Annotated in this window: 21 protein-coding genes and 1 tRNA gene; 6 read left to right on the top strand and 16 right to left on the bottom strand. The window is 39.4% G+C overall.

Annotated features, from left to right (window positions below; translation table 11 throughout):
- Nucleotides 1–430: 430 nt before the first annotated feature.
- The 9 genes from CYP28_RS01765 to CYP28_RS01725 all read right to left on the bottom strand — a co-directional run bounded on the left by CYP28_RS01765 (nt 431) and on the right by CYP28_RS01725 (nt 4,863).
- Nucleotides 431–521 (bottom strand) — tRNA-Ser (locus CYP28_RS01765).
- A gap of 106 nt (nt 522–627) precedes the next feature.
- Nucleotides 628–870, bottom strand: a complete 243-nt coding sequence (locus CYP28_RS01760) for a helix-hairpin-helix domain-containing protein (RefSeq protein ID WP_103592867.1) — start codon at nt 868–870, stop codon at nt 628–630.
- Nucleotides 871–959: 89 nt separating this feature from the next.
- Nucleotides 960–1,640, bottom strand: a complete 681-nt coding sequence (gene pyrF, locus CYP28_RS01755; RefSeq protein ID WP_103592866.1) for an orotidine-5'-phosphate decarboxylase — start codon at nt 1,638–1,640, stop codon at nt 960–962.
- Nucleotides 1,637–2,032: a transcription antitermination factor NusB gene (gene nusB / locus CYP28_RS01750; protein WP_103592865.1), complete on the bottom strand. Its 396-nt coding sequence runs from the start codon at nt 2,030–2,032 to the stop codon at nt 1,637–1,639. Before nusB ends, pyrF begins: the two co-directional genes overlap by 4 nt.
- A gap of 1 nt (nt 2,033) precedes the next feature.
- Complete coding sequence (ribH, locus tag CYP28_RS01745; protein ID WP_103576413.1) at nt 2,034–2,504, bottom strand: 6,7-dimethyl-8-ribityllumazine synthase; 471 nt, start codon at nt 2,502–2,504, stop codon at nt 2,034–2,036.
- 12 nt (nt 2,505–2,516) lie between these two features.
- Nucleotides 2,517–2,840, bottom strand: coding sequence for a DMT family transporter (locus CYP28_RS01740; RefSeq protein ID WP_103592864.1), 324 nt, complete (start codon nt 2,838–2,840; stop codon nt 2,517–2,519).
- Nucleotides 2,837–3,166, bottom strand: a complete 330-nt coding sequence (locus CYP28_RS01735) for a DMT family transporter (RefSeq protein WP_103592863.1) — start codon at nt 3,164–3,166, stop codon at nt 2,837–2,839. The genes CYP28_RS01740 and CYP28_RS01735 overlap by 4 nt, the downstream gene beginning before the upstream one ends.
- Nucleotides 3,156–3,962, bottom strand: a complete 807-nt coding sequence (gene kdsA, locus CYP28_RS01730; protein WP_103592862.1) for a 3-deoxy-8-phosphooctulonate synthase — start codon at nt 3,960–3,962, stop codon at nt 3,156–3,158. Before kdsA ends, CYP28_RS01735 begins: the two co-directional genes overlap by 11 nt.
- Before the next feature lie 10 nt (nt 3,963–3,972).
- Nucleotides 3,973–4,863, bottom strand: coding sequence for a DMT family transporter (locus CYP28_RS01725; protein ID WP_103592861.1), 891 nt, complete (start codon nt 4,861–4,863; stop codon nt 3,973–3,975).
- A 152-nt stretch (nt 4,864–5,015) separates the two neighbouring features.
- Here CYP28_RS01725 and der point away from each other — a divergent pair, with 152 nt between their 5' ends.
- The 6 genes from der (at nt 5,016) to CYP28_RS01695 (ending at nt 12,372) form a co-directional block, all read left to right on the top strand.
- The gene (gene der, locus CYP28_RS01720) at nt 5,016–6,401 is read left to right on the top strand and encodes a ribosome biogenesis GTPase Der (RefSeq protein ID WP_103592860.1); all 1,386 of its coding nucleotides are present in this window, start codon (nt 5,016–5,018) and stop codon (nt 6,399–6,401) included.
- Entirely contained in the window at nt 6,385–6,906 is a 522-nt protein-coding gene (locus CYP28_RS01715; RefSeq protein ID WP_103592859.1) for a shikimate kinase, read from the top strand. The genes der and CYP28_RS01715 overlap by 17 nt, the downstream gene beginning before the upstream one ends.
- Nucleotides 6,907–7,330: 424 nt before the next feature.
- The gene (trpS, locus tag CYP28_RS01710) at nt 7,331–8,293 is read left to right on the top strand and encodes a tryptophan--tRNA ligase (protein ID WP_084041683.1); all 963 of its coding nucleotides are present in this window, start codon (nt 7,331–7,333) and stop codon (nt 8,291–8,293) included.
- 12 nt (nt 8,294–8,305) lie between these two features.
- Complete coding sequence (locus CYP28_RS01705) at nt 8,306–8,746, top strand: hypothetical protein (RefSeq protein ID WP_021090475.1); 441 nt, start codon at nt 8,306–8,308, stop codon at nt 8,744–8,746.
- Between the two features lie 9 nt (nt 8,747–8,755).
- The gene (gene serS / locus CYP28_RS01700; RefSeq protein WP_103592858.1) at nt 8,756–10,000 is read left to right on the top strand and encodes a serine--tRNA ligase; all 1,245 of its coding nucleotides are present in this window, start codon (nt 8,756–8,758) and stop codon (nt 9,998–10,000) included.
- The gene (locus CYP28_RS01695) at nt 10,000–12,372 is read left to right on the top strand and encodes a tetratricopeptide repeat protein (RefSeq protein WP_103592857.1); all 2,373 of its coding nucleotides are present in this window, start codon (nt 10,000–10,002) and stop codon (nt 12,370–12,372) included. The genes serS and CYP28_RS01695 overlap by 1 nt, the downstream gene beginning before the upstream one ends.
- A gap of 44 nt (nt 12,373–12,416) precedes the next feature.
- On the opposite strand, the gene CYP28_RS01690 is transcribed toward CYP28_RS01695, so the two are convergent.
- The 7 genes from CYP28_RS01690 to CYP28_RS01660 are packed head-to-tail and all read right to left on the bottom strand — an operon-like array spanning nt 12,417 to nt 19,253.
- A complete protein-coding gene (locus tag CYP28_RS01690) occupies nt 12,417–13,664 on the bottom strand; it encodes a DUF2920 family protein (RefSeq protein ID WP_103592856.1) in 1,248 nt (415 codons plus the stop codon).
- A gap of 29 nt (nt 13,665–13,693) precedes the next feature.
- Entirely contained in the window at nt 13,694–14,272 is a 579-nt protein-coding gene (locus CYP28_RS01685; RefSeq protein WP_103592855.1) for a hypothetical protein, read from the bottom strand.
- 8 nt (nt 14,273–14,280) lie between these two features.
- A complete protein-coding gene (locus CYP28_RS01680; RefSeq protein ID WP_021090806.1) occupies nt 14,281–14,775 on the bottom strand; it encodes a TlpA family protein disulfide reductase in 495 nt (164 codons plus the stop codon).
- On the bottom strand, nt 14,765–15,454 hold the full coding sequence (locus tag CYP28_RS01675) for an ABC transporter ATP-binding protein (protein ID WP_072593883.1): 690 nt from the start codon (nt 15,452–15,454) through the stop codon (nt 14,765–14,767). The genes CYP28_RS01680 and CYP28_RS01675 overlap by 11 nt, the downstream gene beginning before the upstream one ends.
- Before the next feature lies 1 nt (nt 15,455).
- Complete coding sequence (locus tag CYP28_RS01670; protein WP_103592854.1) at nt 15,456–16,598, bottom strand: ABC transporter permease; 1,143 nt, start codon at nt 16,596–16,598, stop codon at nt 15,456–15,458.
- Nucleotides 16,585–17,877, bottom strand: a complete 1,293-nt coding sequence (locus CYP28_RS01665; protein ID WP_103592853.1) for an ABC transporter permease — start codon at nt 17,875–17,877, stop codon at nt 16,585–16,587. The genes CYP28_RS01670 and CYP28_RS01665 overlap by 14 nt, the downstream gene beginning before the upstream one ends.
- Entirely contained in the window at nt 17,874–19,253 is a 1,380-nt protein-coding gene (locus CYP28_RS01660) for a Fe-S-containing protein (RefSeq protein WP_103592852.1), read from the bottom strand. The genes CYP28_RS01665 and CYP28_RS01660 overlap by 4 nt, the downstream gene beginning before the upstream one ends.
- Nucleotides 19,254–19,269 lie beyond the last annotated feature (16 nt).

Below are 19,269 nucleotides of genomic sequence, written 5' to 3'. Positions count from 1 at the left end.
TAAATTTATGTGAGAAATTTTATCTTTTAAGAAAAAAATATATTAAATAAATATATAAATTCCAAATGTCAATAGTTTGTAAAAAGCGAATTCTGAGCTTTTATCAAAAAAATAGTTTTTTGATTGTCGATATAATTAATCATGCAAAATATAATACTTTTTACAATAAAAACTTAATTTAAGATATTTTTAATTAGTTTGAAACAACAATATAACCAAAAAAATCATAATTTTTCAAAAGATGTGTGATCACCATAAAATTTTTACTTATAAATTTCACAAAAAATCATCAGTATAAAATCTACAAACTTATAGTTAAGTTTTACTAGGTAAGCAATTTTCTAACGCGGAAATAATTTAATTTTATATAAAGATATTCAAAAAATAATGTGAAATGATAATAAAAAAATTTATGATTATCTATAAGCAGTGGCGGACAGAGAGGGATTTGAACCCTCGAGCCCCGATTAAGAGCTGCACCCTTAGCAGGGGTGTGGTTTCAGCCACTCACCCATCTGTCCATAAAAAGAAATCGCATTATAATTGAAGGCCGCTGATATCTTGCTTAAATTTGCATTTCACAATTATAGGCCTCAGATAAAAAATCTAAAACAAAAATTTATAAATTTAGTCCTTCCAAAGCCACCATTTTAGCTTGGCTTTGTCTGGGTGCGGCGTATTTGCATAGTAGCAAACCATACGGTAAACATAGAGGATACACCTATCGTTGCCGCGTCCGAGTGCCTTTGTGCGTTCAAACATCTCGTCTGGATCCGCGCCCTTTAACGAAGCAATATCTGTGTAGCCGAGTGCCAACAGATCGGCCTCGGTCGCTTCACCGACATAGGGGATTTTCTTAAAATCACTCAAATTTAGCTCCTCACTTCGCTTTGATGTCATCTTCACACAACATTTTATAAAAAAGCTTAGTTAAAAACCACTTCACACAAGTTCAAATTTTAAATTTGCTCCAAAATTCGTTCACAAATTTCTCTTGGATTTTCACTTTCATAAATCGGCCTGCCAACAACTATAAAGTCACTACCCTCTTGCTTTGCGCTCACTAAGTTTGCTACTCTTTTTTGATCTCCAGCGCTCTCGCCAAAAGGCCTAACACCAGGGCAAAGGGTGATAAATTTCTCATTTGTTACATCTTTAATGAGCTTGCTTTCAAAAACAGAACAGACCATTCCATCAAGTCCTGCTTCAAAACTCATCTGGCTAAATTTTCTAACAGCTCTTACGATCGTATCATTATAAACAGCGTCAAACTCGCTCTCACTAAAGCTAGTAAGTGCCGATACTGCGAGCACCAAAGGACGGCTTCCAAGACCAGCTAGCCTATCCATAATTGTCTTCATCGCGCGTTCACCAGCGCTAGCATGCACATTTATCATATCTACGCCGATTTTTGAAACGACTTCGGCCGCATCTGCCATCGTATTTGGGATATCATAGAGCTTTAGATCGAGGAAAATTTTAAAATTTCCAAGTCCTTTTAACTCTTCTATAAATTTTGCCCCATCCCTAAGATAGCTTCTAAGCCCTACTTTTAGCCAAAGATCAAGCCCTTTTAGCTCACTAGCAAGGGCTAAATTCTCTTCACGACTAGCCATATCAAGTGCGACACAGAGCCTCACAGATCGCCCTTTAGCTTATCAAGTACACCGTTTATAAATTTTGGCGCCTGATCACTTCCAAGTTCTTTCGCAAGCTCGATCGCTTCGTTTATGATAACTGCTTTATCAGTTTGGCTAAATTTCATCTCATAAAGCCCAAGTCTAAGAATGGCAAGCTCAGTCGCACCAACCTTGCTAAAATCGCCATCTTTTAGATATGGCTTTAAAATTTCATCTAGTTTTTCTTTATTTGCAAGCACCTCTTTAAAAGTCTGCTGCACCTCATGCTTGCGCTCGTTTCTTATCTTTTTCTCTTCTAGAAATTCCTCTTCAAATGCAGCAGTTACCGGATTTATCTCATTTGAGTATAGTAGCGAAACGACAGCCTGCCTAACCTGATGACGAGTCGCCATTTTACGCCTCCAAATTTTTATATAAGCTTAGCATCTCGATCACGCCCGTCATCGCCTCAAAGCCCTTATTTCCGGCTTTTGAGCCCGCTCGCTCGATGGCTTGCTCGATGCTATCGACCGTTAGCACGCCAAAGGTCACAGGTTTGCCGTACTTTAGCGTGACGTTTGCGATGCCCTTGGTTGTCTCGGCGCTAACGTAGTCAAAGTGAGGCGTAGAGCCGCGGATTACCGCTCCCACGCAGCAAACGGCGTCAAATTTACCGCTGGCTAGCGCTTTTTCGAGCGCCATCGGTATCTCAAACGCGCCCGGCACCAAAATGAGGCTCAAATTCGCCTCATCCCCGCCATGACGCAAAAACGCGTCCCTCGCGCCTTCGACCAGCCTATCGGTGATGATGTGATTAAACCTCGCGCCCACTATGGCGATCTTCTCGCCGCCTTTTAGAGCCAAATTTCCTTCGATTATTTTCATGATTTCTCCTTTTTAAATTATCTTTAACATTACCGCGCTTAGCGTTATTAGCGATAGATAAAACGTCTTTTGCGCGCTCATTTTTTCGCCGTTAAAAACCACTCCGACGCCCACGGCTCCGATCGCTCCGATGCCCGTCCAAATCGCGTACGCCACCGACATCGCCATCGCCTGCATCGCGTAGCTCAAAAGCCAGAGCGAAATGGCGAAATTTGCGACCAAAATCAAAAAATTCGCCGCTTTTTTCACTCCGAAGCTTTTTTGAAATTTGGTTAGAAAAAATACGCCCAAAACCTCGCAGCATCCCGCCGCCAAAAGAGCTAAAACGTGTATCAAGATTTTAGCCTTTTTAGTCCTAGCACGCCGGCAACTAGCGTCGCTATGAAAAACAGCCGCAAAGCATCTGGCATCTGGCCGCTTGAGTTGTATTCGCTAACGCTTTCGGCGACCACGATAAAAAACGCTCCAAATCCCACGAATACGGTATACGCTACGCTAACGGGCAAGTATTTCATAGCCTTCATAAACGATACGAAGCTAACGCAGACTAACGCGGCAGTAAGCGCGAATCCTACGGCATCTTGGGCGTGTTTTAGTCCGTACGCCCAGCCGCACTCGGCGACCGCGCCGCCTAGCACCCACAAAAAGCCCTTAGTTTGCATCGCCTAGGGCGTCTTTTATCTTAAAAATTTGAGCGATATTCGCGTCTAGCTCGTCCAAATTTAGCATATTCGGCCCGTCGCAAAGCGCCTCGCAAGGATTAATATGCGTCTCATAGAAAAATCCGTCCACGCCCGCAGCTGCCGCAGCTCGTGCCAGATACGGCACGAATCTCGCGTCGCCGCCGCTTTTCTCACCCAAAGCTGACGGCATCTGCACGCTATGCGTCGCGTCGAAAATCACGGGCGCATATTCGCGCATCAGCACCAAATTTCGCATATCTACGACTAAATTTCCGTAGCCAAAGGTGCTGCCTCGCTCCGTTAGCCACACGCCGTTTTGTTTAGCAACCTCGTATCCCTCGCCCTTTATGCCCCTTGTTTCTAGCACTTTTTTGACCGAGTGCTTCATTGCTGACGCGGCTAAAAACTGCCCTTTTTTGATATTTACCACGGCTTTTGTTTTAGCCGCAGCCACTAGCAGATCAGTCTGACGGCACAAAAACGCCGGGATTTGCAGCACGTCGGCAACTTCGCCTACTGGCGCGGCCTGGTAGCTCTCGTGGATATCGGTTAAAATTTTAAAGCCGAATTCCTTTTTTACCTTGGCTAAAATTTCGCACCCTTTTTCAAGTCCGGGCCCGCGAAACGAGCTTATACTCGTGCGATTCGCCTTATCAAAGCTTGATTTGAAATAAAAATCTATCCGCTTATCTTCGTTAAATTTAACTAGCCTTTTTGCCACGTCAAAAACGAGCTGCTCGCTTTCTATGACGCAAGGCCCTGCTATTAGTATCATTTTTTCTCCTTTATTTTTCTTTCACAACTAAAATTCCACTCACTATTACTAGCAAGATACCTAAAAGTGCCGTTTGATTTGGCAATACATCGCCCATAAAATAGCCAATTATAAGCGTAAAAATAACGTCTGCGTAGCTAACCGCAGCGATCACTCCAGCCTTTTTCCCAACCGCAAACGCCTTTGTCATGTATGACTGAAAAAAATATCCACTAAGTCCCATTAGCAAGATAAAAACAACGTTATACCAGCTTGGCATGCTAAATTTTGAAAACAAAAAATCAAGTGGCTCGTAAGTGAAAAATTCTGCCAAACCCATGCAAATAAGTGGCAAAAATGATCCCCAAAGCATAAAACTTAGCACGATGATATTTGTGCCATAGCTCTTGTTTAGCTCTTTAACGCTTGTGTATGCGATCGCCGCACCAAGGCCACTCCAAATACCGATGATATCGGTTTTATTGATGCCTAAATTTGGCTGGATAACAAGCAAAATTCCACCAAATCCCAAAAAGACAGCAAACCAGCCAAGCGAGCTTAGTCGCTCCTTAAAAATTATAGCTGCAAGGATTGCTGTAAATATTGGATTTGTCTTTTGAAATGTGAAAGCTGTAGCCAAATCTACGTGCGCTACATTGTAAAAAAAAGCAAAAAGTGCGACCGTACCCACAAAACCACGAAACATTAGCAAAAAAAAGTGTCCACCAGCTTGTTTAAATGGAAATCTATAAATGGCATAAATAACAATAAAAAGGCCTATTAAATTTCTAAAAAATACAACTTCGATAGATGGCATATCTTTGCTAAGATACTTTGCAAATGCGCCAGTAACAGCAAACATAAAGCAAGCAAAGAGCATATAAAAAATGCCAAGATGCGAAATATAAAACCTTTTTAACATCACAAGACCTTTAAATTTAAAGTAGCCATTTTAATGAAAAGTGGCTTAAATTTTGGTTGATTTTTTCTTTTATTTTGGCGCTTTTAAGCAAATTTTTATACTTTATATAAGTCAAAAATTTGTATAATCAGCCATCACGAAAAGGACAAAATTTGCAAAAAGTAATATTAGTAGGCAAGCCAAATGTCGGCAAAAGCTCACTTTTTAACCGCTTAGCTGGTCGTCGTATCGCTATAACAAGCGATGTTAGCGGCACGACAAGAGATACGAACAAAGCTAAGATCGAGGTTGAGGGTAAAGAGTGCATTTTAATCGACAGCGGCGGGCTTGATGATAGTAGCGAGCTTTTTAAAAATGTAAAAGCAAAGACCTTAGCAGAGGCTAGAAATTCAGACGTTATCTTGTATATGGTCGATGGCAAAATGATGCCAGATGACGAGGATAGAGCCATTTTTTACGAGCTTAGCAAGCTAAATTTACCAATCGCTCTAGTCATCAACAAAATCGACAGCAAAAAAGATGAGCAAAGGGAGTGGGAATTTATAAGCTTTGGTGCAAAAAATTCCTTTGGAATTTCCGTAAGCCACAACACCGGTATTGATGAGCTAAGTATGTGGCTAGCAAAGCACTTAGAAAACAAAGTGCAGATAAAGGCCGATACGAGCGAAGATTTTGATGATTTTTTAGAAAACTATAACGACGAGGGCGAGCTAAGCGACGAGATAGACTATGAGAGCAAAAACATAAGAGTTGGCATAATAGGTCGCGTAAATGTCGGTAAAAGCTCACTTCTAAACGCGCTTGTAAAAGAGAGTCGCGCCGTCGTTAGCGATGTGGCAGGCACTACGATTGATCCAGTTAATGAAATTTACGAGCATGATGGTAGAGTCTTTGAGTTTGTCGATACTGCTGGTATCAGAAAGCGCGGCAAGATCGAAGGCATCGAGAGATACGCACTAAATAGAACTGAGAAAATTTTAGAAGAGACGGACGTAGCGCTACTAGTACTTGATAGCTCTGAGCCACTAACCGAGCTTGATGAGCGTATCGCTGGCATCGCCTCGAAATTTGAGCTTGGCGTCATCATCGTGCTAAACAAATGGGATAAAAGTAGTGAAGAATTTGACGAGCTTTGCAAGGAGATAAAAGATAGGTTTAAATTCTTAGCATACGCGCCGATCATCAGCGTCTCAGCACTTGGTGGCAAAAGAGTGCATAAAATTTACCCGCTCATAGTTGAAATTTACAAAAACTGCACCCAAAAAATCCAAACTTCAAAGCTAAATGAAGTGATCGGCGAAGCGACCAAAGCGCACCCTTTGCCACGAGATAAAGGCAGAGTTGTGAAAATTTACTACGCAGTACAGTTTAAGACCGCACCTATCATGATAGCACTTATAATGAACCGTCCAAAATGCCTGCACTTTAGCTACAAACGCTACCTAACAAACAAACTTAGAGAGAGTTTTAATCTAACTGGCGTGCCTATCGTGCTAATCCCTAAAAAACGTGGAGAGAGTGATGAAGACAAAGAATAATAATATCGTTTTGATAGGGTTTATGGGAGTTGGCAAGGGCACGACTGCAAGGGCGTTAAGCAAGGCACTAAAGACGATGAACCTTGACTGCGACGACTTACTAGAGAGCTCACAAAATATGAAGATAAAAGCCATCTTCGAAGAGTATGGAGAGGAGCATTTTAGGCAGCTTGAAAAGGATCTAGCTAAATTTTTAGCAACAAATGTCAAAAACACAATCATCTCGACAGGTGGCGGCTTTGCCAAGGTTAAAAATTTAAAAAAAATTGGTACCGTGATCTATCTAAAAGCAAGCTTTGATGCGATCATGCAAAGACTAAAAAATAGTAAAAATAGCGAGAAAAAGCTCGCCAAACGTCCACTTTTAAGTGATCTAAAAAGAGCCGAGGCGTTACATCTGGAGCGAGAGGAGCTTTATGAGAAAAAGGCTGATTACATCGTCGAAGTCGAGGGTAAAACTCCAAAGCAAATCGTAAAAGAGATAAGGATGCTTTTAAAAATTTAGTTGTAAAGTGGTAAGGGCCGCTTGCAACGATAAATTTCAAGATCAGGCTAGATGGCTATCTGGCGTGATGTTAAAATTTGAAATGTTTGAGCTAAATTTAACGTTTTGTAGTTAGAAATTTTAGTGAAGTTTTGAGATAAATTTTTGCTTCGCTTTATTAGAGCGCTAAAGCGACAAATGTTGTGCAGTCAAATTTTAATCAAGACTAGGCATTTAGCCTGCGAGCTAAATTTTAAGATCAAGCTAGACGCACAAAGTCTAACATGATGTTAAAATTTAAACGTTTTGGCAAAGAATTTTTTGTTTAGGCAAGGCGAAATTTTGGTTTTAAGTGGGAGCTAGACGCATGGTCTGCTGAGCTTGAAAATAAAATTTTAACGAAGCATAAGCAAAAAAAGTCAAAGCCAAAATTTGAAAGGATAAGATGAGAGTATTAACCGGCCTCCAACCCTCCGGCAAACTACACCTTGGTAACTACTTTGCCTCGATAAAGCAGATGGTTGATATGCAAGAGCAAAATGAGATGTTTATGTTTATAGCAAACTACCACGCGATGACAAGCCTTAGCGAGGCCAAAGCCCTAAAGCAAAATACTTTTGAGGCTGCATGTGCGTTTTTGGCACTTGGGATCGATCCAAATAAGAGCATATTTTGGGTGCAAAGTGATGTTAAAGACGTGCTTGAGCTTTACTGGGTACTAAGTCAGCACACGCCTATGGGGCTTCTTGAGCGCGCACATAGTTACAAAGATAAAGTCGCAAAAGGTCTTAGTTCGCACCACGGACTCTTTAGCTATCCAGTTTTGATGGCAGCTGACATTTTGCTTTATAACGCGCAGGTCGTACCCGTGGGCAAGGATCAGATCCAGCACGTAGAGATCGCTCGTGATATTGCGATAAAATTTAACAACGAGCATGGAGAAATTTTTACATTGCCTGAGGCGAAGATCGATGAAAATGTCGCCACCGTGCCTGGCACAAACGGCGAAAAGATGAGCAAAAGCTATGGCAACACTATTGACATCTTTGCCGATGCTAAAACGCTTAAAAAGCAAATTTCTAGCATCGTGACAGATGGCACACCGCTTGAAGAACCAAAGCAGTGGCAAAACTGCAACGTCTATAATATCGCTAAGCTTTTCTTAGACGAGAGTGGGCAAAAAGAGCTTCAAGCTAGATATGAGCGTGGCGGTGAGGGACATGGGCACTTTAAAGCTTATCTAAATGAGCTTATTTGGGACTATTTTAAAGATGCGAGAGAGAAATTTGAGCATTATCAAAATAATCCTGACGAAGTGTCTGGAATTTTAGAAATAGGAGCCAAAAAGGCAAGTAATGTTGCTCAAACAACAATAAAAAAAGTTCGTGAAGCAGTCGGAATTTATTAATAAAGGAAAAATATGCAAAATTTATATCCATACGCACAGATAGTTCATCTTTTTTGTGCAATCATCTTTGTTGGTTACCTCTTTTTTGATGTAATCATTTTTAAGGCAGCTTGTAAAAAAATGCCACCTGAGCTTGCTCAAAAGGCAAAACAAGCTATCGGTTCAGTTGCTATTAAGATAATGCCACTTTGTATCTTGCTTTTGGTATTAACTGGAGGCATGATGATGAGTAACTGGGTCGGATCAAAGGCTGGAGGCTACTTTGAGACAAATTTACAAATCATTTTTATGATCAAATTTTTCTTAGCGATGCTAATCGTAGCTGCAGTTATAACAAATTTGAGCTGCAAATTTATATTTAAACGCCCTAGCCCACTTGGCAACATACATCCATTTGCGCTAACAGCGGCAGTTTTTATCGTACTTTTTGCAAAAGTTATGTTTATGGTTTAAGGATATAGGATGATAAATTTAAAACTACTCGAGACAAATTACGATGAATTTGTAAAAAAGCTTGAGGGCAAAAATGTAAAAGCTGGACTACTTGACGAGCTTTTACAAACTTTTAATGAACTAAAACAAAAGCGCAAAGCACTTGAAAATTTCCAAGCGATCCAAAACGCAAAGAGTAAAGAGCTTGGTATAAAGGCAAGAGCAGGTGAAGATGTAAGTGAGCTTAAAAATGAGCTAAATTTAAACAAAGCTGCGCTTGCTGATGCTGATGAGATCGTTAAACAATATGAAGAAAAGCTTGAGCAAATTTCATTTAACGTGCCAAATATCACCGACGATGACGTACCATTTGGCAAGGACGAGGACGATAATGTCTGCATAAAAACGGTGCTTGAGCCGACTAAATTTAGCTTTACACCAAAAGAGCACTGGGAGTTAGGTGAGAGTCTTGGCTGGCTTGACTTTGAAAGGGGCGCAAAGCTCTCAGGATCTCGCTTTACCGTTCTTCGCGGCATGGGAGCAAGGCTTAGTAGAGCGCTTGTTAATTATATGATCGACTTTAATAGCTCACGTGGCTTTGAGCTTGTAAATGTCCCTTATCTAGTAAGCTCAAACACGCTTTTTGGTACTGGTCAGCTACCTAAATTTGAAGAGGATCTTTACAAAGTGCGTGACGAAGACCTCTACCTCATCCCAACTAGCGAAGTGCCTGTGACAAATTTATACAATGACACGATCATTGAAGCTGAGCAGTTACCTATAAAGATGACTTGCTACTCAGCATGCTTCCGCCAAGAGGCAGGCTCAGCAGGACGTGATACTAGAGGCATGATCCGTCAGCATCAGTTTGAAAAGGTCGAGCTAGTAAGTATCACAAGAACTGATCAAAGCGAAGACGTGCTAAATGAAATGGTAGCGTGCGCAAGCGATCTACTAACTAGCCTTGGACTTCCTCACCGCCATATGCTTCTTTGTAGCGGCGATCTTGGTTTTAGCGCGGCAAAGACGATAGACCTTGAGGTTTGGTTGCCTGGTCAAGGTAAATATAGAGAGATTAGCTCTATTTCCAACACTCGTGATTTTCAAGCAAGGCGTGCAAAAATTCGCTTTAAAGATGGCAAGAAAAATATGCTTGTAAATACGCTAAATGGCTCAAGTCTAGCTGTGGGTAGGACTCTTATTGCCATCATGGAAAACTACCAAAAAGCAGATGGCACTATTGAAATTCCAGAAGTTCTTAAAAGGTATATGTAGTGGCTGAAGAAGAGGTTGTAGTTTTAAAACCACCTGGCGAGCAAGTAGAGCAAGAAGCACCTGAAGAGGCAAAAGCCGAGGCACCTGAAGAGATCGTCTCACTTGAGAGTATCGCAAGTGAGGGTGTGCTGCAAGACGAGAGCATCCCGGAGCCAATCCCTGTAAAAAAGAGCAATAAAAAGCTCTTTATAATAGCAGGTGTGGTCGCTCTAGTACTTATCATCTTGATAGTGGTTTTGCTAGTTATCTTGTTAAAGAAAGACAAAAAAGAGAACATAGATACTGCAAGTATCGTAAAAAATATAGAAAACAACTACCAAACGCAAAATTTTGGCACTTCAAAGATCGATGAAATGATAAATAAGGCCAACCAGCTTTATGAGCGTGGCAATAAATTTGAAGCTCTAAAAATTTATGAAAACGTAGCTGTTTATAACCAGTCTCTCTCAAACTACAACCTCGGTGTTTCGCAGATGAAACAAGAAAGATGTGATGAGGCAATCGTATCTTTTAATAAAGCTATAACCGATAGAGAAAACACAGCAGTTAGCGCCATAAACGCCGCTGTTTGCTCGCTTGAGCTAAATAACACTAAAAATTTTAACTACTATATAGGACTTGCTGACTCATTTTTGCAGTATGAAAACAACTCGCCACTTTATAGCTATTACTACGCACTTATAAACTATTATAAAGGCAACTATTACGAGGCACTTCAAGCACTTTCTCATCCAAATACTGCGGATTATAAAAATGAATATGCGTATTTAAGTGCAAAGATTTTATCACTTCTTGGAGATGATGAAAGGGCAATAGCCAAACTTGAGAGCCAAAAGGCATTTAAGGCCGACTTCACACTAGCACAGCTCTATGCAAGACTTGGCAAATACGACAAGGCAAGGGATTATTTAACAAAAGCTTCTAAAAATACGCCAAATATCGATCTTATCAAGATGACTGAGGCGCTAATTGATCTAAAAACTTCTGACTACGGCGACGCAGCTGCATTTATCAAAGATGTTTACGACTACAATGCTTCTTTGCCAAGCAAAATTTACAAGATAAAAACGATACTAAAGCCTGATCTTTTTGATGTCAGCCTAGCTCAGGCACACTTTAGCGATGATATGTTTTTTGATAGAACAAGGCGCTATGAGACCCTTTTTTACTTCGCGCCTTACAAGGTCTTTGATGCAAAACAGAGTATCGAGCAGATAAGAAAAGGCGGCGTTAGCGTCTTTTTAGACGACACTTCAGCAGCAAATGACTATCTTAGCCAAAGTGCAGCTGCTTCAAAAGTAAATGCAAAACTTAGCGAAGCTATTGCAAAAGCACTAAGCTACCGCTTAAAGGAAGCAAATAAAGAGTTTGAAGAGCTAGCCAGCACTTATCCAAATCACTCTATCTTGCAATACAATCTCGCCTTAAGTTACGCTCAGCTTGGAAATTTTAGCCTTGCAGCAAAGCACTTCATAGCAAGCTATCATCAAGATGTAAATAACCATCTTGCAGGTATTTTTGGGGCGATTTGTCTAGATATAAATAGAAATTTAAACCCAAAACTCATTGAAGAGATTGGCGAAAATTTAGAAAACGATAAGAGCTTAAAGCCTGTAAATTTATATGCCTCACTTCTAAGTCTGGTTAGCGGTAACCAAAGTGCGATGATAAGATGGCTTGAAGAACCAAAAGAGCAGACAATGCTAAATTTAGCCTTTGATATCATCATCGCAAAAGTAACAAACAATGACGAGCTAATGGCAAAGAAAGCTGATGAGCTACTAAAAATTTTGCCAAATGATATTATTGCAAATATCTTAAATTTCATCTCGAAAAACAAAGAGCAAAATGTCAAAGAGTATGCAAAAGCGATACAGATTCACTTTAATGGCAAGCATCTTGACTCAAACGCTTTCTATCACGGCGCTGATATCATCAAAAAGCAATACATCAAGCTACTTCAAATTTCAGGCTTACTTACAAGAGAGCGTGATAAGTTAAGAGCTGAGCTAAAAAATGCTCCAAAGAATATAAATTTAATCCAAACTCTAGCCTATGTCGATATCTTTACAAACGACTTTGATGAGAGTTATAAACTTTATAATCAAGCGATCGATGAGTTTAAAGTAAATGATGCTAGCACATTGTTTTTAGCATCTGTGGCTGCGACAGGAGCTGGAAAAGTATCAAACGCAATCGCGCTTTTAGAGCTAACAAAACTAAATGATGCTAGTGCTATCGAAAATAGAATAGCTCTTGGCCTAATGTATCAGCAGATAGATAATATAAAAGCAGCTCTTATACAATACAGCAAAATAGGAAATGTTGAGTTTGAAAGCGAATTTTACGACTTTGAGATAGATAATGACTGATAAAAACTAGGTCTTTATGCACCTAGTTTTAACTATTTTAAATACTAAGCAATATCTAAAATTTCAAGATTTATTTGATCTAAGACTTCACTAAATTTATAGATCGTATCGCCGCATTTATACTCAATACTCTTGCTACTATTCTTGTTTTTTTGAGATAAAATTTTCTCCATCATACTGGGAAGCTCTTTTTGTAAAAGTAGTTTATAAGACATCCCCATTCCATGCGTTAGAGACTTTATAAATTTGCCATCAACCTCACTCCCATCTTTTATCATATGTAGTGTTGCGTCAAATTTAAGTTTCTTAAGAGCTTTATAAAGCTCGATTTTATCCTTTGCTGGAGCTATTTCTTTATCGCAAATACAGTGATAGCTCACGTAAATTGGCTTTTCATAGCCGCTTTGAACATTTAAATGATCTAAATTTAGGATGTTTCTTATCTCTTCTCTTGCGTCAATAAAATAGTATGGTGATTTTTCATTAAGTGTCCAGTAGGTCTTATCAAAAAAATAAATATATAAATTTTGATACAAAGTGTCAGTGCCAAAACAAAAATAGTTAGTAAAATTTATCTCTTTACCAAAGCCAATAAGACGCCATAAAAATATGGCATAAGAGCTATTATCTATCACGGCATCAACTAACCATGGAGCAATCTTAGCACACATGTGTGCCAAATATCCACCATGTGAGCTACCTACCATTATCACTGGCAGATGTTCAAATTTGGCATTATTTATATATTTTTTTGTATAAAGCACGGCATTTAGTACGTCCATTGCTTGCATAACGCCAAAATTTTGATATTCATTTTTTGTTGGCACCATCGTAATGCTAGCATTTAGCCTAAAATCAGCCGGCAAAATACCTCTCTCTTTTCGAATAGTAATCTCTTTGCTGAGAAATTTAAGTAGCAAATCAACCTTCTCGTGGCAGTCGATACTTTTTAGATCAATTGGTAAATTTATACCTATGCTTGATAGTTCTCTTGTTAAGATTTCGCGATCTATATCATCAAGCCCAAATTTCGCCCCAAGCTGTGGGCGGTTGCCTATGCAGTGATAATCCACACTAATGCATGCAACATCATAAGCCTCTGCCATAGTCCGCATAAGATTAGCTCTATATCCAAGGTCAGAGTCTTCTCCAAGCCCAGGGATAATCACCAAAAGAGCTTTTGCATCCTTGGCATTGTCATAACAGGAATAAAAGGAGAGAGGAGAGCTTCTTTTTATACCAAGTTCAATATCATCACAAGATAAAATTTCATAGCTTTCATCAACTAGCATTTAAATCCTTTTAAATTTACTAATTTCTCCTATTTTTGCGAGACATTATAAAAAAAGCTAACGATCTGTTTTGCTAGACGTTCTTTAAAAAACGGCCAGATGTAGCTTGGCGAATAGACATTACCAGCTTGCATAAGCGAGATATTTGTCGCCTTTTCGCCACCATTTTTTGGACGCACTAGTACGCTTACTTGCATGTGATAAGTATAGCTATTTGTACTAAAGTCATCATCATCGTAATAGCCAAATGGGAAAAACATCGAGTAGCCAAAGCCAAAGCTTGGTCTACCAAAGCCATATCCCATGCCCATTGAAAATCTAGGATCTCTTTTGATTATCCTAGAAAAGCTTTGCACATCACCAAGAATGATAAAATCGGCATTTTTGATATTTGGCTCATTTCTAAAGCCAGCCTTTGCAAATTCGCTTAAAATTTCAGTATTTACATCTTGTCCGGTCGCGCTATTTTTAAAATTTACATAGACGCTTCTGTTTGATTCATTAAGCGTAAAAAAGATCGGATCGCTCGTTTTGACCGAGATGTTTGGAGTGCTACTAGCACATCCAACAAAAAATACCGCTAAGACAAATAAAAAGAAATTTCTCATATTCACTCCTATAAGAGCGATCTTATAGCACTTTCAAGTACACTTTTTGGTGTAAGACCGATAAATTTTGATCGCATCTTACCATCTTTATCAAAAAAATAGATAACTGGCACACCCATGACGCCGCCAACTGCCTTACTAAAATAATCCACAGAAACCTTGTCGCTCGTAGTTTTAAAGGTGATGTTGTGCTCTTTTAAAAGCTCAATATCTTTATCAAAGCCTTTACTAGGTCCTAAAACACCAATGAATTGAACCTCTTTACCATACTCTTTTTCAAGCGTATTTAGGTCAGGTATTGCGGCCTTGCACACTCCGCAGTCGGTGCCAAAGAAAAATAGCATATATGGCTTATCGCCTATCTTTAGCCTCTTTTCTGTTGGGAAAAACTGCGTATCAATGCCGCTTGAGTCATTTAGAGTGATATGATGCTTCTCATACTGCTTGACGCAGCCCATAACTAGGGCCGAGACTAGACATAAAAATAAAATTTTATATCTCATTTGGCACCTTTGGGTTTTCAATAGTGCGAATTTTCTCTAGCTTACCATGTCTTAGATATACGATCTTATCGCCATACTCGCCAAGATCAGGGTTGTGGGTTACTAGAAGAATAGTTTTTCCATCTTTCCTTAGCTTGCAAAATAGATCAAGTATAACTCTTTCATTTGCTTCATCAAGGTTACCAGTTGGCTCATCTGCTATTAAAATTTCAGGATCGTTTATGAGCGAGCGTGCGATACAAAGGCGTTGTTGCTCACCACCACTTAGCTGACTTGGTCTGTGTGTTAGCCTGTGAGAAAGACCAACTGCCGCAAGTGCCTTTTTAGCGTCCTCTTCATCAACTGAGCTGTGATAGTACTGAGCGATCATCACATTTTCAAGTGCGCTAAGATATGGTACTAAGTGAAACTGCTGAAAAATAAGACCGATTTTCTCGCGTCTAAATTTAAGTGTATCGTCAGCATTTAGATTGCTCGCATCATCCCCACCAAGCATATAAGTACCACTACTTGGAGTATCCATTAGAGAAAGGATATTTACAAGCGTACTCTTACCACTACCACTTGGCCCCATTACGCTGACCCACTCACCTTTTTTAACCTCAAAATTTATATCATCAAGTGCTTTAACATCGCCAAAAATTTTACAAATATTTTTTAATTCTAGTGCATTTTGCATATCATTCTCCTCTTAATGTATCTGCCATTTTGTTATTAAGTGCCCGTTTGATCGGATAAAATGCTGCGATCGCTGCAAATAAAAGCGATATTATCACAGCTACTGGGATGCTTAAAATTCTAAAATCAATACTAGAATCAAATATCGCATAACCTAAAATTTGAGCTAGTAAATATCCTAAAAATGCACCAACTAATGCTGAGATGAGCGCTGTCACAAATGTTTCAAAACCAAATAGATTTAGTACATCTTTTTTGCTTGCACCTATGGCTCTAAGAAGTGCGATTTCCTTTGAGCGAGAGAGCAAGATAGCACTAAGCGTTGTGTTTACGCACATTGAAGTAATGAGCAAAATAACAAGGCTAACAAGTGCCATTAATAGCTTTATTTTCTCCAAAATATATCCCTCAGACTTTGAGACCTTTGCCACTGGTTTTGCAGCTATTTCATCATTGCTTATAGTCTTTGCGAGCGATGTTATCTCATCAAAGTTACCAAGCACAACAGCTTCAGCATAGTTTATTTTGCCAGCTTTATTTGAAATTTTTTGAGCCAAAGATAGTGACGTGATCAAAAGTGCATCCTCTTTATCGCCGCTTGCGACTACGCCTTTTATCTTTACATTTATGCTCTCATTTGAGCCAATGGCACGAATTTCTATATCATCGCCTGCTTTAAAGCCAGCCTGACGAGCTAGATCGACGCCTATTAGCACGTTTTTATCGTCAAAATCGACATTTATCATCGTTCCATCTCTAACATCTAAAAATGGTTTAACTTTTTTTAGATTGCTAAATTTTGTTCCCATGACGATAGCGTTTGTTGGACCGATATTTGCCTGAGCAAAGAGATAACCGCTCTCACCAAGAAGCTTGTCTTTTGGCACTTTAGCGATCATTTCATTGTAAGTTTTTTCACTCATATCATCACTTGTAGCCATATCTTTTGGAGCAAAGATCATATTTGCACCATAAGTTTTTAGCTCACGTGAGACCTTTGAGTCAATGTCAAGATAGACATTGACAAACGCAGCACACACGCATGCTCCAAGTAAGATAGAGATCACGATGACCATCACTCTTGATGAGCCGTTTTTTAAACTTTTATAAATTGTATTGTAAAAGAATTTGCTATTTGCGGTCATATAGCACCTCCGCAGGTAGTAAATTTATGACGTTTCTCATTGGCATTAGCGAGCCAACGACTGAGATAAGTAGGGCAAATGCCACGCTTATTGGTAGCACGATCCAAGCTATGCCTATGCCGTGTGAGAAGATAATGTAAGACATCACGTAGCTTAGCGCGTATCCTAAAAATGCTCCAGTGATACCTGCAAAAAAGGCAACCACAAGGCTCTCGCTAGCAAAAAGGGCGTAAATTTCAAAGTTACTTGCGCCTATGGCTTTTAAAAGGCCGATCTCTTTTTTACGGCGATAAATTTCACTTGTCATTAGCGATGTTATGCCAATGGCTGAAACCACAAGAGCGATGATGCTAACGATGCCCATTAGGCTTTGGATTTTCTTTACTATGTTACTCTCAGCATCACTTACTTGAAGGCTAGCTTTTGCGCTAACGTTTGGTAAATTTTCTTCTATCTGAAATGCGATCGAGCCTGCGTAAGCCGAGCAATACCATTTGTCGTACTCTGCACTATCAAGGTTGTCTAAATTTCTTCTTGCTTTTAGCGATAGGTCATTTTCTGGGATCGTCATAGCTGAGACTTCAGCCTTTGTGTATGAGTTTGAATGTCCTGAAAGATCTCCAGCAAGCTTTAGTGAGCCAACTAGCTTATGCGTCTCGTCACTAGCTCCTTTTAAAATTCCAACTATTTTAACCTCTCTTACGCCATTTTTACCTATCAACTCTAGTTTGTTACCAACTTTTAAATTTTTAGCATTAGAAAGTTCTTCGCCAACTAAAATTTCATCCATACTTTCATCTTTTGGCCAAACACCCTCAACGCCCCAAAATCCGTACAAGCTCTTAACGCCTGTGCTAAATTCTGGCTCATCTTTTAGCCCGATATTTTTATCAAAATAGGTTCCTTCAAAGGCAAATTCAATTCCTTTTTCATCTTTAACTTTTGCTTCTAAAAACGGCGCAAAAGCAACGATATTGTTTCGCCAAAAGATCTCTTTTATCTTATAAATATCAGCTTCTGGGAGTAAATTTTGTGATTTTAGTGGGGTGAAATTTTTACCCTCGATCTCGATGCTTAAACTCTCACCTCGTGGCAAAACAACGATATTTGAGCCATATCCTCTAAGCTCGCTTGCCACTTGATCACCGATTTTTAGCGTGATATTTAGCATGCAAGCTATCAAAAGAGCAGCTAGCAAGATGGTAATAAACGCCATCGTCTTTTGCACCTTTGAGCCCGTGATCGAGCTTTTTATCATTCTTAGTTGCATATTTTTCATTTTAACGTTCCATTTGTTTCTACATATTTTTCTGGATTTGCTTCAAATTTCGCCTGAGTTTCGTTGCTCTCAAAGAAATATGTGCGTCCGTAGTATAAATATGATCTTGAATCAAGATTGCTCACCTTTTTGCGACTAACTGGGTCAAGCACCATCTTTTCGACGACCTTGCTGAAGTAGTTTGCCCCTGCGACGATCGTTTTGTAATCAACTATGATATTTTTACCATCAAAGGTAAATGCCATAGGGATCGGGTTACAACCACCCTCTTTGCCAACTGACGGCAAGAAAATTCTAACATTACAAGAGATACAAATAAGGTCATTTCCTTTCTTGATATAGCCCATGTCGCCGCAGATCATACACGAGTCAAAGACGATGACTGGAGATGGGCGGTCGCTAAAGCGGTTTAGCAAGAAAAATCTCACCTGTTTGCCCTCGTCTGTAATGTAGGCAAATCTGTGAAGCTCGTTATCTTTTAACATTTCAACGTCAAATATAAATTTATCTCCCACTGGCTCAACCAAGACCGGCTCTGAAATTTGAGGTGGGCGAGATGCGTAAAGATCAAAATAAAGTGAAAATCCAAGCGCTATTAAAACGCTGCAAAATGCAAATTTTGCATTGTCAAAGACATTTTCTCTAATGGCTTTTGTAAAGCGGTATTTGATAGAGCCAAGCGTGCTCTTATCGATACTCTTTGGCACAAAGCAAAGCGCGATGATGCATAAAAGAAGGATCACTGCTATGTAAAAATAGGCACTAAATTCTGTGACGTAGATGCCTTTTGCGCTGATAGATAAAATTTGAGAATTTAGCTCGCTACTTATCTTTAAAGCGCCTGCACGTAAAAGTTCGAGTGCAGTTTGTGAGCTTCTATCAACTAGCAAAAAGACCAATGTGATAAGAGCTAAAATTTTAGCTACTGATGATGGGATGCTTGCTTTTAAATTTGAAATGAAGAAAAATAAAAATAGTATCAAGATCATCGCAAAGATCATCAAAAAGAAGCTTATGACTGAAAGCGTGTCAAGCAGCTCGCCACCAAATAACGGGAACAAAGCGCTACTTGAGCTATAGCCAAAGCCAAAGCCGATGCCTAAAATAAAAAATGTTACGATTTTTGCTATCTTAAGCTCGAAAAATATCCATAAAATGCTAATGAGTAGAAAAACCAGTGTCACAGAATCTATGAAAATTTTAAACTGGTCATCAACAAGCGCATGACGAGCAGCTTTAAAGATAAGCACACCAGCAACAACACCAAGAAATGACGGTAAAAAGATCGTTTTTAAACTTTTGCCATTGTTATTTAAGGCAGCAAAAAGCGTAAATCCAAGGAGGGCTAAAAAGACCTGATAGAAGTAAATTGACATAACTAAACCCTATGAG

Source organism: Campylobacter concisus (genome assembly GCF_002914195.1).
Classification (GTDB): domain Bacteria; phylum Campylobacterota; class Campylobacteria; order Campylobacterales; family Campylobacteraceae; genus Campylobacter_A; species Campylobacter_A concisus_M.
Note: the sequence above shows the minus strand (reverse complement) of the source record. Positions and strands in the feature narration are given on the sequence as shown.